The following is a 13762-nucleotide window of genomic DNA, read 5'->3' on the forward strand; positions in this document are numbered from 1 at the left end:
ACCCTGGCAGCTGATTCAGAGCGTGCCGAAAGCGGGAGTCCAGGCTCTTCCAGCCGCCCACCCGTGAACGTATCGGGAGTGGGTCGGGTAGCCCGGTCCGGGACCGCGTGCGGCATGGATGCCGCACTACGAGCCCCCATGGATGGGTTTACGGCGGGTCCCGGACCGGGCTGCCCGACCCACTCGAGCACCAGACAGCAAGGCGCCAACGCCCTTCGCGACCAACCCGAACCAACCCGAACCAAAAACAAACAGCCAGCCAAAAAAAACCCGGCCGAAGCCGGGTTTTTTCGTAGAACAGCACAACCAACAGCGCGATCAGTCGCCCTGCTGCTTCTGCAGATGCTCCCAACGCTCCTGCGCATCGATCGTGCGCTCAGCGGTCAGGCGGGCTTCCAGACGGTCCAGGCCAATTTCTTCGCCCGTATCCACACAGAAACCGTAATCGCCATCTTCCAGACGCTTCAGCGTGCTGTTGATCTTGCCGATCAGCTTGCGATAACGATCGCGGGTACGCAGTTCCAGCGAGTTCTCAGTCTCGCGGGTGGCGCGCTCGGCCTCATCGCCGATATCACGCACTTCCTCCTGCAGATTCGCGATGGTCTGCTTGGATTCCTCCACCAGATCATTGCGCCAGTGCTGCAGGCGCTGGCGGAAATACTCCAGCTGCAGCGGGCTCATGTATTCCTCTTCCGCGCTCGGCTTGTAACCGTCGGGCAGGATCGGACGACCGGTGGCTTCGTCAGTCTTGTATTCCACCACCTTCACCTTGGTGCGAGGGGCCGGGGCGGCCGAACGCGCTGCCACGGCAACGGCGACCTTGCCGACCGGACGGGACACGGGCTTGGGGGCGGACTCGGACTTGGCGGGGGTTTTTGCAGGCGATTTCGAAACGGGCACGGGATTCTTGTTTTGCGGGGCCTTGGAGGCGGCGACAGGGGCGACCGGCGCCGGCGCGGACGCCGGAGAAGGTGCCGCCTTGGCCGGGCTCTTGGCCGGGACAGACTTGGCCGGCGCCGGCGATGCCGGCTTCGGTGCGGACTTCACTACGGGTGCTGCAACCGGCTTGGTGGCCGGCTTGGGTGCCACGGGCTTGCTGGCGGTCTTGCTGGCCTTCACCGGCGTAGCCGGTGCCTGCTTGACTGCGGTCTTCTTCGCCGGTGCCGGCTTGGCCGCCGGTTTGGCGACAGCAGGCGTCACGGTCTTCTTGGCTGCCGTCTTGCTGGCAGCGGCTTTCTTGACGGGCGCCTTGCTCACCGGCTTGCCTGCCGCGCGCTTGGCGGGCGTGGCAACCGGCTTGGCGACCGTCGACTTCTTGGCAACGACCTTCTTGGCGACGGTCTTCTTGGCCACCACCGTCTTGGCAGCAGGCTTCTTGGCGACAGCCTTCTTGACGGTCCTGGCCGGCGACGTGCTGGCCGCCTTTTTAACGGGTGCCGTCCTGGCCGCCGGTTGTTTGGATGCAGGCTTGCCAGCCGGCTTGGCGGCCGGCTTCCTGGCAACGGACTTGGCCGCCAACTTCTTTACAACAGGCTTGGCGGTTTTCTTGGCGGCCTTGACGGCCTTCTTTGCAGTTTTTTTAGCAGCCACGAAACGCTCTTCCTTGGATTCCCCGGGGCCCGGGAAAGCGGGCCTTTATAGCCTACCCGACCAGCAGCAGCAACCACACCGCCTACTCCGTTCAGCCCCGGAGTCGCAAGGCGTGCGACCGGTCCACCTGGCAGGCGGGCCAACGTGCGCAGTTCGGTACCTGACCCGGCGACACCGCCGGGGTGGCCCGTCGCGCGCGTGGGTGCGGACGGGTCCAACGCCCCATCCTGCGACAAATGCGCCCTTCATGCCAACTGGAATAAGATTGGGGGGTGATCTCACGCCTGCTCATCGCCCTGCTGCGCTTCTACAAGCGCTTCATCAGCCCGTTGCTGGGGCCGCGTTGCCGCTTCATGCCCAGCTGTTCTGAATACGCCATGCAAGCCATCGCCACCCATGGCCCCGCGCGCGGCAGCTGGCTGGCCGCGCGCCGGCTGGGCCGCTGCCATCCCTTCCATCCCGGTGGCATCGACGAGGTGCCCCCGCGCGCCGCGCATGACGCCACCTGCCGCTGCACAGGAAAACACTGAATGTCCTCCACGCTCATCGTCAACGCCCGCTTGGTCAACGAAGGCACCATCACCCAGGGGGACCTGCGCATCGAAGATGGCCGCATCGCGCAGATCGGCCCCGGTTTGGATGCCCGCCCCGGCGAAACCGTCGTCGACGCCGCCGGCCGCTGGCTGCTGCCGGGCATGATCGACGACCAGGTCCATTTCCGTGAGCCCGGCCTGACCCACAAGGGCGACATCGCGACCGAATCGGCCGCGGCCGTCGCCGGGGGCCTGACCAGCTTCATGGACATGCCCAACACCAATCCACCCACGCTCAACGCCGAGATCCTGCAGGCCAAATACGATGCCGCCGCCGGCCGCGCACGCGCCAACTACGGCTTCTACATGGGCGCCAGCAACGACAACCTGGCCCACATCCAGTCGCTGGATCCCAAGACCGCGCCGGGCATCAAGGTGTTCATGGGCGCCTCCACCGGCAACATGCTGGTCGACAACCCGGAAACGCTCGATGCGATCTTCCGCGATGCGCCCACGCCGATCATCACGCACTGCGAAGACACGCCGATGATCGATGCCAAGGCCAAGGAGTACGCCGAGAAGTATGGCGATGCCCTGAGTGCCGAGCAGCACCCGGACATCCGCTCGCGCGAGGCCTGCCTGAAGTCCTCCGAGCTGGCCGTGTCGCTGGCCAGGAAGCACGGTACCCGCCTGCACGTGCTGCACATCTCCACCGCTGATGAGCTGGCCCTGTTCGAACGCGGCCCGCTGATCCGCGCCGATGGCAGCCGCAAGCAGATCACCGCCGAAACGTGCATCCACTTCCTGCGTTTCGACCGCAGCGATTACGCACGGCTGGGCAACCTGATCAAGTGCAACCCGGCGATCAAGGAAGCCAGCGACCGCGAGGCGCTGACCCGCGCCGTGGCCGATGACGTGATCGACGTGCTCGCCACCGATCATGCGCCGCACACCTGGGAAGAAAAGCAGAAGCCCTATGCACAGGCGCCGTCCGGCCTGCCGCTGGTGCAGTACGCGCTGGTCGCCGCGCTGGAACTGGTACACGAAGGCAAACTGGAGATCACCCAGGTCGTGCAGAAGTTCGCGCACGCGCCGGCGCAGCTGTTCGATGTCAGCCAGCGTGGCTACCTGCGCGAAGGCTACTTCGCCGATCTGGTGCTGGTCGAAGACGTGCCGTTCACCGTCAAGCGCGAAGACGTGCTGTCCAAGTGCGGCTGGTCGCCGTTTGAAGGCACCACCTTCCGTTCGCGCATTGCCTCGACCTGGGTCAACGGGCAGTTGGCCTGGGATGGCGAGAAGCTGGTGGGCTCGCCGAACGGCCAGCGCATGAGCTTCGACCGCTGATGCGGGCACGGGTGTTGCGCGCGGCCCTGGCGGCCGCAGGCGTCGCGGCGATGGGCAGTCTACTGCCCTCGCCCGCCGTGGCCCAGGCCGATGCGCGCGTGGTGTTTCCGGCCAGCGCCTCGCAGGGCGCGATGGTGATCGGCAAGGTGCCGGCCGGCAGCGTCGTGCAGTACGGCGGCCGCACCCTGCGCGTGAGCGGGTACGGCAGCGTGGTGTTCGGCATCGGCCGCGATGAGAAAGGTCCACTGCAGGTGCAGGTGACGCGCCCGGACGGCGGCAGCGAAACGGCCAGCATCGCGGTCACCCCGCGTGACTGGCCGACCGAGCGCGTCAATGGCGTGCCGCCGAAGACGGTCAATCCGCCGCCGGCGATTGCCGAACGGATCAAGCGTGAGCAGGCGCAGGTCACCGCCGCGCGTGCCCGCGATGACAATCGCGCCGACTTCGCACAGGCCTTCATCTGGCCGGTGCAGGGCCGCATCAGCGGCCGCTTCGGCAATGCGCGCGTCTATAACGGCCAACCCGGTTCGGGCCACTCCGGCATGGACATCGCGGTGCCGACCGGCACCCCGGTGAAGGCACCGGCCGCCGGCGTGGTCACCTTCGCCGGCCCGGACCTGTACCTGACAGGCGGCACGCTGCTGCTGGATCACGGCTTCGGGATCAGTTCGAACTTCCTGCATCTGTCGCGCATCGACGTGAAGGTCGGCGACCGCGTCGAGCAGGGCCAAGTGATCGCCGCTGTCGGTGCGACCGGTCGCGCGACCGGCCCGCACCTGCATTGGGGCATGAACTGGTTCGATACCCGCATCGACCCGCTGCTGGTGCTGGAACGCGGAAAGTAACGGAGGGCCGGCCGCTGGCCGGCACCCACGCTCAGCCTCGCGCAGCCCACCAGGTCAGCCACAGCGTACGCATCGGCGTGGCCTGGTACTGACGGTCCTGCGCCCAGGTCTGCTGGCGGGCACGGGCCAACGCGGCGTACAGCCGGCGGGGCCGCGGGCCGGCAACCCGCGCCGGCCACTTCGCCAGCAACTGCTGCGCCCACCTGCGCGGTGCGGCGGTGTCATCCTCGGCCAGCAGCGAACGCGGAATGGCGGCAACGCCACTCTCGTGCAGCCGCTGGGCCAGGGTCTGCAACAGCACCGGGGTGGCGACATCGCCACGCGCCGGGGTATCGAACATCACCGCTTCGACCGCGGCCACCGCGGCCGCATAGGCCTGCAGCGCGCGCAGCGCCTGCGCCGGATCGACCGGCACCGCACGCGCGTCGATCAGATCCGGCAGGGTCTCGGCCAGCTGCGCCCACGGCGCGCGCACCGGCTCAAGCACGCGGCCCAGCGGATGGCGCGAGCGCTGTGCGGACCAGCTGCGCAGCTCTTCACCCCACCACGCCAGTTTGGCGTCGGACGGCAACGGGTCGCCGGCGGTATTGAGGATGTCGTCGAACTCCTGCAGCAGCGAGAACCACGCCACCACCAGGGTGCGCTGGTGCTCGGGCACGAAGCGTTCGGCCACCTGCCACTCGGGCCAGCGGGTCCGCCACTTGTCCAGGAAACTGTCCAGGGCGCTGGGAGTACTCACGGTGTATTCCTTGAAAGGCTAGAGCGTGCGCGGAAGCGGCCACGCCTTGGCATGTTGCAGGTGTTCGGGACGTGCGATCAGCGTGTCGGCGCCCCAGGCCATGGGATCGTCGGCATCGAGCCGATAGCCCCACAGCGCGGCGACCGAGGCCATGCCGGCGGCGTTGGCGGCGACGATGTCGCGCTCGTCATCGCCCACGTAGACACAGGTACCCGGGGCGATGCCCATGCGCTCGGCGGCAGCCAGCAGCGGCAGTGGATGCGGCTTGCGCTGGGCCAGGGTATCGCCGCCGATCAGCACCTTGCAGCGCTGTTCCCAGCCCAGCTGCGGCACGATCAGCCGGGCCAGGTATTCGGGCTTGTTGGTGACGATGCCCCACGCGCAGCCGGCCGCATCGAGCGCGTCGAGCATCCCGGCGATGCCATCAAACAGCACGGCATGCTGGCCGATCAGGCCTTCGTAGCGCGCCAGGAACTCCGGCACCAGCGCATCACGCTCGGCCTGCCCCAGCTCGGGAAAGGCCACCGAGACCATCGCACGCGAGCCCTTGGAGACCACCGGGCGCAGCGCACCCAGGGTGATCGGCGCGCGCTCGCGCGCGGCCAGCATCGCGTTGGCGGTGGCCAGCATGTCCGGTGCGCTGTCCAGCAGGGTGCCGTCCAGATCGAACAGCACCGCCGGCGGGAAACCGAACTCAGACACGAGCCGCGTCGTCCGGCTTGACCGCGTGGGCCAGGTAATTGATGTCGGTGCGCGTGCTCAGGCGGGCACGGTTGCGCCACGGCTCATACGCCATGCCGCTGACATCGCGCAGGTTGAAATCGGCCTCGCGCAGCCACTTGCCCAGCTCGGCCGGCTTGATGAAATCCTGGTAGTGGTGCGTGCCCTTCGGCAGCAGCCGCGCCACGTACTCGGCACCGACGATCGCCACGGCGAACGCGGCCGGGGTGCGGTTCACGGTGGACAGGAACAGCTGGCCGCCCGGCTTGAGCAGGCGATGGCAGGCGGCGATGATCGCGCCCGGGTCCGGCACATGCTCGAGCATTTCCATGCAGGTGACCACATCGAAGCTGCCCGGCTGTTCGGCGGCCAGGTCTTCAGCGGCCTGCACGCGGTAGTCGACCGTGACGCCCGACTCCAGCCCGTGCAGGCGGGCGACCTTGACCAGTTCCGGGGCCAGATCGATCGCGGTGACGTCCGCGCCTTCCTTGGCCAGCGCCTCGCTGAGCAGCCCGCCACCGCAGCCGATATCGAGCACGCGGGCACCGCGCAGGGTGACGCGCTGGGCGACGTACTGCAGGCGCACCGGGTTCAACGCGTGCAGCGGCTTCTGCGGGCCATCGACGTCCCACCAGCGGTTGGCGAGCGCGGCGAACTTGTCCAGTTCGGCCTGATCGAAATTGGTGGAAGCATGGGGGGTGTTCATGGGGATCCTTGATGCATCAAGCACGGATGTGTCGGATACGCTCGCGCCACTGGCGGGCGTTGGCGACGATCGCGGCGGTGTCCATGCCGACCAGTTCGCGCTGGACCAGCTTGGGCTGGCCGGCGATCCAGACATCGCTGACCTGGTGGCGGCCGGCCGCGTAGACAAGCTGAGAGAGCACATGGTGCAACGGTTGGGTTTCCAGCGCGGAGAGATCCACGCAGACCAGATCGGCCTGCTTGCCGACCTCGATCGAGCCGATGCGGTCGCCGAAGCCCAGCGCGCGTGCGCCGCCCAGGGTGGCCGCACGCAGCGTGGTGGCCGCGTCCAGCGCGGTGGCGTCATTGGCCACGGCCTTGGCCAGGATCGCCGCGGTGCGGTTCTCGCTGAACATGTCCAGGTCATTGTTGCTGGCGCAGCCATCGGTGCCGATCGCCAGGTTCACACCGGCGCGCTGCAGCGCGCACGCCGGGCAGAACCCGGAAGCCAGCTTGAGGTTGGATTCGGGGCAATGCACCACGCTGACGCCGCGCTCGGCGCAGAGGTGGATCTCGGCCTCGGTCAACTGGGTCATGTGCACCGCGATCAGGCGGTCGTTGACCAGGCCGAGCCGATCCAGACGCGCCAGCGGACGCTGGCCGTGCAGCTTGAGCGAGTCGCTGATTTCCTGCGCGGTTTCATGCGTGTGCAGGTGCACCTGCATGTCCAGCTGGTCGGACAGCATGCGCACGCGTTCGAAGTTCGCGTCGTTGACGGTGTACGGCGCGTGCGGGGCGAACGAGGTGCCGATCAGCGGATCGTTGCGCCACTGGTCGTGCAGGTCGCCGGCCTTGGCGAAGTACTCGTCGTCGGTCTTGGCCCAGGCGGTCGGGAAATCGATGATCACCGCACCGACCAGCGCACGGAACCCGTGCTGCTTGTAGACGGCGGCCTGGACGTCGGAGAAGAAGTAGTTTTCGTTGGCGCAGGTGGTACCGCCGCGCAGCATCTCGGCGATCGCCAGGGTGGTGCCGTCGGCCACGAACTCCGGCCCGATCACCGCCGCTTCCACCGGCCAGATGTGCTGCTGCAGCCAGACCATCAGCGGCAGGTCGTCGGCGACGCCCCGCAGCAGGGTCATGGGATTGTGGGTGTGCGCGTTGACCAGACCCGGCATCAGGGCGGCGTCGGGACGCGAGACGGTCTGGACGGGGGCAAAGCGCGCACGGGCCTCGGCGCGCGGCAGGATCGCGATGATTTCGCTGCCACGTACGGCCACGGCGTGGTCTTCCAGCACCACCGCATGCGGTTCGATCGGGACCACGTAACCGGCTTCGATCAGCAGGTCACAGGTTTCGGGAATGCGTGCGGTGTCGGTCATGCGGGCTCACTTTGCTGGAGAAACAGGTCAGCCTACGGCAGGGCCTACCTCGAACCTTCAGAAGACCGGTCCCATGCTGGACGGCTACCGCGATGCTTCTGGAGGACTAGCCCCTGAATCAGGGACGGCCGCGAAGCGGCGGGGTGTGGATGCGGGTGAGTTGGGGCCCACGATCCGCGGCGCGGATCGTGGGAGCGCCAGCGCGGATGCGCTGCCGCGTACCCGGATTACTTGCCTGCGCGTGCGGAGTATTCGCCCGAGCGGGTGTCGACCTTGATGATTTCATCCTGGTTGACGAACAGCGGCACGCGGACCACCGCGCCGGTTTCCAGGGTGGCCGGCTTGCCGCCGCCGCCCGAAGTGTCGCCACGGACGCCCGGATCGGTTTCGGTGATCTTCAGTTCCACGAAGTTCGGCGGCTGCACGAAGATCGGCTCGCCGTTCCACAGGGTGACGATGCAGGACTCTTCGCCCTTCAGCCACTTCTCGGCGCCGCCCATGCCGGCCTTGGTGGCCTGCACCTGCTCGAAGGATTCCGGGTCCATGAAGTGCCAGAACTCGCCGTCGCTGTACATGAAGTCCATATTGGTATCGACAACATCGGCCTTCTCCACGTCATCGGTAGCCTTCATGGTCATTTCGACCACACGGCCCGACTTGATGAAGCGGTACTTCATGCGGGTGAAGGCCTGGCCCTTGCCCGGCTTGACGTATTCGGTCTCGGTGATGACCGCTGGTTCATTGTTGACCAGGATCTTCATCCCGTTCTTGACGTCGTTCATGCCAACAGTGGCCATGCTGAAACTCCTGAATGGGCAAACGCCGCGCAGGCGCGGCGAGCCGGATAGAATGGGAAATCCCACCGACACCGGTGGGGTGACTCGATATTTCTGACCCACATGATAACCGCAGGCCCCCATTCCATGCAGCTTTCCGCCATGCCCCTGGCCGCCCCCGTCCGCTGGCAGCAACGGTGGCGCGAGGCGATCCGCGACCCGCGCGAGCTGCTGCGGCAGCTGGGGCTGGATCCGGTGGCGCTGGGGGTCTCTGACGAGGCGGCCGGCCAGTTCGCGGTGCGCGTGCCGCAGGGCTTCGCGGCCCGGATGCGCCATGGCGACCGGCATGACCCCCTGCTCCGGCAGGTCCTGCCGATCACCGACGAGCTGAAGGTCGTGCCCGGCTTCAGCCTGGATGCGGTGGGCGACGGCGCGGCCAAGAAGGCCACCGGGGTCATCCAGAAATACCGCGGCCGTGCCCTGCTGGTCACCACCGGCAGCTGCGCGATCAACTGCCGCTACTGCTTCCGCCGCCATTTCGACTACGGCGCCGAGAACGCGGCCCGCGAGGGCTGGCGCGATGCGGTCGACGCGATCGCGCAGGACCCGGACATCGACGAGGTGATCCTGTCCGGCGGCGACCCGCTGTCGCTGGCGACCCACAAGCTGGTGGAGCTGACCCAGGCCCTGAAGCAGATTCCGCACCTGCGCCGCCTGCGCATCCACAGCCGCCTGCCAGTGGTGCTGCCCGAACGCGTGGACGACGAGCTGGTGCAGTGGATCGCCTCGCTGCCGTGGCCGGTGGCGTTCGTGATCCATGCCAACCACGCCAACGAATTCGATGCGACCGTGGATGCTGCGATGGCGCGCCTGCGCGCGGCCGGCGCCACCCTGCTCAACCAGGCGGTGCTGCTGCGCGGGGTCAACGATTCGATCCAGGCGCTGCAGGCGTTGAGCGAGCGCAGTTTCGCGGCGGGCGTGCTGCCCTATTACCTGTATCAGGTGGACCGGGTCGAAGGCGTCGCCCATTTCGAAGTGGCCGACGACACCGCCAAGGACCTGCATGCACAGCTGACCGCACGCCTGTCCGGCTACCTGGTGCCCAAGCTGGTCCGCGAGATCTCCGGCGACAGCAGCAAGCGCCCGGTCTAGCGTCAGCTGCCCGATTCGAGCAGCTGCACCACCTCGGTCGCGCTGACCGGATGGCTCAGCCAGTAGCCCTGGGCCAGGTCGCAGCCGCGCTGGGCCAGCAGATCGAACTGCACTTCCTGCTCGATACCTTCGGCCACCACGGTGATCCCCAGCGCATGGGCCATGGCGATGATCGCCGTGGTCAACGCCAGATCGTCCGGGTCACGCTGCATGTCGGCCACGAAGCTCTTGTCGATCTTGACCCCGTCCACCGGCACCTGGCGCAGATGACTCAGGCCGGAGAAGCCGGTTCCGAAATCGTCCAGCCAGACCTTGACGCCGGTCCGGTGCAGCTTGTCCAGCAGCGCGGCAGCCAGCATTTCATCGCCGATCACGGCGGTTTCGGTCAGTTCCAGGTGCAGGCGCGACGCCGGCAGCCCGGTGTCGCGCAGGCACTCGGCGACCAGAGTCGGCAGCTCGCCGCCCCGCAGCTGGCGCGGTGACACGTTGACCGAGACGAACAGCCCTTCACCATCGGCGCCGGGTGGCCACTGCACCGCCTCGGTGCAGGCCGCGCGCAGCACCTTGGGGCCGATCACCTCGATCAGCCCACTCTGCTCGGCCACTTCGATGAACACCGAGGGCGGAATCGTGCCCAGGGTGGGGTGCTGCCAGCGCAGCAGTACCTCCACGCCGACCATGCGGCGGTCGCGGGTCCGGTAGATCGGCTGATAGGCCAGCCGCAGTTCGCCGCGCTCCCAGGCACCGCGCAGCTCCTGCTCCATGTGCACGCGGCGCTCGACCGCGTGATCCATGGCCCGGCTGTAGTAGCGGTAGCAGTTCTTGCCGGCCATCTTGGCCTGGTACATCGCGATGTCGCCGTTCTTGAGCAGCGTGGTGGCATCGGCGGCATCGTCCGGAAACAGGGTCACGCCGATCGAGGTGCCCAGGAACAACTCGCGGCCCTGCACCACCAGCGGCTTGCCCAGTTCACGCACGAGTATCTCGGCCAGCTCACGGGCCCCGGCGGGAACATCGCCGTCACCGATCAGGATCACGAACTCATCGCCACCGAAGCGCGCCAGCAGCGCCTCATCGCCGCCGGCCTGGGCCACCGCCGCGCTGATCCGCTGTGCGAACTGCAGCAAGGCCTCGTCACCGGCCTCGTGGCCCAGCGTGTCGTTGACGCGCTTGAAATCGTCCATGTCAGCGAACAGCAGCCCCAGCCGATGCCCGGAGGCCCGCGCCGCCATCAAGCGGTGATCCAGCGCCTCGCGGAAAGCCAGCCGGTTGGTCAGCCCGGTCAGGGCATCGGTATAGGCCATGTGCCGCACCTCACGGTCGTGCCGGGCAATTGCCTGGCTCATGCGACCGAACGCGCGCATCAGCTCACCGACCTCATCCTGGCGCCGGATCTCCGGCATCTGCAGGGTGTAATCGCCGGCCTCGATCTGGCGGGCGGCACCGGCCAGCCAGCGGATCGGCGTGACCAGGGTGCGCTGCACGTAGATGATCACCACCGCGCCGATTCCAACCAGCAGGCCGAGCATCAGCAGCAGCCAGCCCAGGTGCCGCTTGCCGACCTGCTGCAGGCGATCGCCCAGGGTCTGGTTGGCCTGCTGCTCCATGGCCTGCACATCGTCCAGCGCCATCCCCACGCGCACGCCGCCGATCCGCTGGTTGCCGATCATGATCGGCATCGCGTTGTCGAGCACCTTGGGCGACTGCTGCACCACCAGCGCGCGCGCGCCGGCCGCGCCCGCCGCGAGCGGATCGGTCATCGGCTGGCCAAACTCGAGCACGTCCACCGTGCCGTCGTGGATCAGCCTGCCGTTGTCATCGAATACCAGCACATAGCGCACCACCTGCTGCCGCGAGGTATTGCGTACCAGCGCGCCGACCTGCTCCAGGTCGTTGTAATAGAGCGGATTGGCCAGCGCATCGGACAGCTCCCGCGCCAGCGCTTCGCCACGGCTGCGCACACTGCGGTCGAACAGGTCATGGATGACCGTCCCGCTGAGGTGCTGCACCTCATCCTGCATCGTCGCCTGGCGCCCCAGCACCACGGCCACGATCGCCACCACGACCAGCATCGCGCCGCCCATCGCCAGCACGAAGCGGGCCTGCATTCCCGAACCCAAGCGACTCATTCCACTTCCATCCGCACGCGCGTCAAGCCTTGTTTCAATTCATCCAGCCGGTGCTGCATCTGCGCATCCACCCGGTGGAACCCGGACGTACCAAAAAATGTTTTCAATGCCGGCTGCGCCTGCGGATCCGATGCGGCATCCAGCAGCACCTGCTGCAACCGGTCGCGCACCTTCGGATCCAGGTCGTCACGCACCATTTCGACCGCACGCGGATACGGTTCGGTGCGATGGATGATGCGGAAATCGCGCAGGAAATTGGCCGGAATGCGCTTGGCATCGGACCAGTCCACGCTGCTCACCGCACCGGCATCGACCAGCCCCTTATGGACGAACGTGGCGATGTTCGATTCCGACCGGGCGAACACGTAACCCACCGTATCCGGCGCGGCGACATCGCCGATCGAGGCCAGGATTTCCGGCGTCTCGCCATGCTGCAGCAGGGTCATCACCGGCACCAGATACGCGCTGGTGGAGGCCACGTTCTGCAACGCCAGGGTGTGCCCACGCAGGTCTCCCAGCGTCTGGATGGGGCTGTCGCGGCGCACGAAAAACACGGTGTAGTAGTCGCGAACGCCGCTGCGCTCGGTCAGCAGCAGCGGCCTGGCGCCGCTGCGCAACCCCAGCGCGACGGCGGTACCGGAGGTCTCGGTCACCCAATCGACACGGCCGCGGCGCAGGTAACTGCCCATCTGCTGGGTATCGCGCGCCATCAGGATGCGGCCTTCGGTGATACCAACATCGTGCATGCGCGGAATCACGTAATCGAGCAGGGGCTGCAGTTGCGCATAGTGTGACCTGGGGTCGTCGCTGATCCGGCCCAGCACCAGCACTTGAGCGGGCCCGGCCCACACCGGGCCGGTCATCGCGACGATGGCCAGACACAGCACTACGCTCTGCAGCAGCCTTCGCAGTCCCGACAAGCCCATCACTCCCCCCAAGGAATCGAGACAGACTACCCGAAAAAATGAGAACTGCGTCAGCTTACAGGGGCTTATTGGTCGCCAATCTCGCCATGCGCTGTGCGTCGGAGAGGATGCCGCGCAGCAGGCGCACTTCCTGTTCGCTCAATTCGGTGCGCAGAAACAGGCGGCGCAGCTTGCGCATCGCCGATTCAGGGGCACGGCCCTTGTGGAAATCGATCTCATCCAAGGTGTCACCCAGCTGGCCGAACAGGCCTTCCACCTGGGCATGGCTGGCCGGCGCTTCGCCGAAGCCGGGGTCGGCCGGGGCGGCGGCCGGGGCATCGGCCGCGCCGAGAATGGCCATGCGCACTTCATAGGCCAGCACCTGGACGGCGGCGGCCAGATTCAATGAACTGAAGTCCGGGTTGGACGGAATATGGACGGCGGCGTGGCAGAGCTGCAGCTCTTCATTGGTCAGGCCGGTGCGTTCACGGCCGAACACGAAGGCCACTTCGGCCGGCTCGGCCGCCTTGGCCAGCACGCGCTGGGCAGCCACGGCAGGCAGCAGCTCTTCCAGCTGGACCCGGCGCGAGCGGGCGGTACAGCCCAGCACGAACCGGCAGTCGGCCACGGCCTCGGCCAGGGTCGCCACGACCGGCGCGTTGCCGAGGACGTCTTCGGCACCGGCCGAGCGTCGGAAGGCCTCTTCATCCAGCGGTTTTTCCGGGGCGACCAGGACCAGGCGGCCCAGGCCCATGGTTTTCATGGCGCGTGCGGCCGCCCCCATGTTTCCGGGGTGCTGGGTGCCGACCAGGACAAAGCGGATGCGGGCGGGAGCGGTTTGAACGGACATGAACAGGCCAAATGCGAGCAGGACAGCGACAAATGGTAAACTGTGCGGCCGGCCTCTGCGCCGGGACCGCTCTTTTCCCCCGCCAAACCCCTACTCTGCCTTTACGGGAGCTT

General features: G+C 67.3%; 13 protein-coding genes. 4 read left to right on the forward strand and 9 right to left on the reverse strand.

The features are described 5' to 3' along the window. Positions 1 to 318 precede the first annotated feature (318 nt). Positions 319 to 1590 (reverse strand): RNA polymerase-binding protein DksA, encoded by a 1272-nt coding sequence (gene dksA / locus BCL79_RS05055; protein ID WP_121038209.1) that lies wholly within the window; start codon positions 1588 to 1590, stop codon positions 319 to 321. Positions 1591 to 1862: 272 nt separating this feature from the next. On the opposite strand from dksA, the gene yidD reads away from it, so the two are divergent. Genes yidD through BCL79_RS05070 form a run of 3 tightly spaced genes read left to right on the forward strand, consistent with a single transcriptional unit; the run spans position 1863 to position 4312 of the window. Next, positions 1863 to 2120: a membrane protein insertion efficiency factor YidD gene (gene yidD, locus BCL79_RS05060; RefSeq protein ID WP_121038212.1), complete on the forward strand. Its 258-nt coding sequence runs from the start codon at positions 1863 to 1865 to the stop codon at positions 2118 to 2120. Beyond that, entirely contained in the window at positions 2121 to 3467 is a 1347-nt protein-coding gene (locus BCL79_RS05065; RefSeq protein ID WP_121038215.1) for a dihydroorotase, read from the forward strand. Beyond that, positions 3467 to 4312, forward strand: coding sequence for a M23 family metallopeptidase (locus BCL79_RS05070; RefSeq protein ID WP_183073676.1), 846 nt, complete (start codon positions 3467 to 3469; stop codon positions 4310 to 4312). Before BCL79_RS05065 ends, BCL79_RS05070 begins: the two co-directional genes overlap by 1 nt. 31 nt (positions 4313 to 4343) lie before the next feature. Here BCL79_RS05070 and BCL79_RS05075 read toward each other — a convergent pair whose 3' ends face one another. The 5 genes from BCL79_RS05075 to efp all read right to left on the reverse strand — a co-directional run bounded on the left by BCL79_RS05075 (position 4344) and on the right by efp (position 8634). Further along, positions 4344 to 5051, reverse strand: coding sequence for a squalene/phytoene synthase family protein (locus tag BCL79_RS05075; RefSeq protein WP_121038219.1), 708 nt, complete (start codon positions 5049 to 5051; stop codon positions 4344 to 4346). An 18-nt stretch (positions 5052 to 5069) separates the two neighbouring features. Beyond that, on the reverse strand, positions 5070 to 5753 hold the full coding sequence (locus BCL79_RS05080) for a phosphoglycolate phosphatase (RefSeq protein WP_121038222.1): 684 nt from the start codon (positions 5751 to 5753) through the stop codon (positions 5070 to 5072). Further along, positions 5746 to 6477, reverse strand: coding sequence for a bifunctional 2-polyprenyl-6-hydroxyphenol methylase/3-demethylubiquinol 3-O-methyltransferase UbiG (gene ubiG, locus BCL79_RS05085; protein WP_121038225.1), 732 nt, complete (start codon positions 6475 to 6477; stop codon positions 5746 to 5748). Before ubiG ends, BCL79_RS05080 begins: the two co-directional genes overlap by 8 nt. Positions 6478 to 6493: 16 nt before the next feature. Next, a complete protein-coding gene (locus BCL79_RS05090; protein ID WP_121038228.1) occupies positions 6494 to 7837 on the reverse strand; it encodes a TRZ/ATZ family hydrolase in 1344 nt (447 codons plus the stop codon). A 227-nt stretch (positions 7838 to 8064) separates the two neighbouring features. Then, entirely contained in the window at positions 8065 to 8634 is a 570-nt protein-coding gene (gene efp / locus BCL79_RS05095; RefSeq protein WP_019182820.1) for an elongation factor P, read from the reverse strand. Positions 8635 to 8760: 126 nt separating this feature from the next. Here efp and epmB point away from each other — a divergent pair, with 126 nt between their 5' ends. Then, positions 8761 to 9765: an EF-P beta-lysylation protein EpmB gene (gene epmB, locus BCL79_RS05100; protein ID WP_121038229.1), complete on the forward strand. Its 1005-nt coding sequence runs from the start codon at positions 8761 to 8763 to the stop codon at positions 9763 to 9765. 2 nt (positions 9766 to 9767) lie between these two features. Here epmB and BCL79_RS05105 read toward each other — a convergent pair whose 3' ends face one another. The 3 genes from BCL79_RS05105 to BCL79_RS05115 form a co-directional block, all read right to left on the reverse strand. Then, a complete protein-coding gene (locus tag BCL79_RS05105; RefSeq protein ID WP_121038232.1) occupies positions 9768 to 11894 on the reverse strand; it encodes a putative bifunctional diguanylate cyclase/phosphodiesterase in 2127 nt (708 codons plus the stop codon). Next, positions 11891 to 12814, reverse strand: coding sequence for a phosphate/phosphite/phosphonate ABC transporter substrate-binding protein (locus BCL79_RS05110; RefSeq protein ID WP_428999401.1), 924 nt, complete (start codon positions 12812 to 12814; stop codon positions 11891 to 11893). Before BCL79_RS05110 ends, BCL79_RS05105 begins: the two co-directional genes overlap by 4 nt. Before the next feature lie 61 nt (positions 12815 to 12875). Further along, a complete protein-coding gene (locus BCL79_RS05115) occupies positions 12876 to 13649 on the reverse strand; it encodes an RNA methyltransferase (protein ID WP_121038237.1) in 774 nt (257 codons plus the stop codon). Positions 13650 to 13762 lie beyond the last annotated feature (113 nt).

Source organism: Stenotrophomonas rhizophila (assembly GCF_003651185.1).
In the GTDB taxonomy this organism is placed as follows: Bacteria; Pseudomonadota; Gammaproteobacteria; order Xanthomonadales; family Xanthomonadaceae; genus Stenotrophomonas; species Stenotrophomonas maltophilia_Z.

Excerpts from the sequence above, each read along its gene's own strand:
- BCL79_RS05065 (WP_121038215.1), top strand. The coding sequence starts at position 2,121 with ATGTCCTCCACGCTCATCGTCAACGCCCGCTTGGTCAACGAAGGCACC.
- BCL79_RS05070 (WP_183073676.1), top strand. The coding sequence starts at position 3,467 with ATGCGGGCACGGGTGTTGCGCGCGGCCCTGGCGGCCGCAGGCGTCGCG.
- ubiG (WP_121038225.1), bottom strand. The coding sequence starts at position 6,477 with ATGAACACCCCCCATGCTTCCACCAATTTCGATCAGGCCGAACTGGAC.
- BCL79_RS05090 (WP_121038228.1), bottom strand. The coding sequence starts at position 7,837 with ATGACCGACACCGCACGCATTCCCGAAACCTGTGACCTGCTGATCGAA.
- efp (WP_019182820.1), bottom strand. The coding sequence starts at position 8,634 with ATGGCCACTGTTGGCATGAACGACGTCAAGAACGGGATGAAGATCCTG.
- epmB (WP_121038229.1), top strand. The coding sequence starts at position 8,761 with ATGCAGCTTTCCGCCATGCCCCTGGCCGCCCCCGTCCGCTGGCAGCAA.
- BCL79_RS05105 (WP_121038232.1), bottom strand. The coding sequence starts at position 11,894 with ATGAGTCGCTTGGGTTCGGGAATGCAGGCCCGCTTCGTGCTGGCGATG.
- BCL79_RS05115 (WP_121038237.1), bottom strand. The coding sequence starts at position 13,649 with ATGTCCGTTCAAACCGCTCCCGCCCGCATCCGCTTTGTCCTGGTCGGC.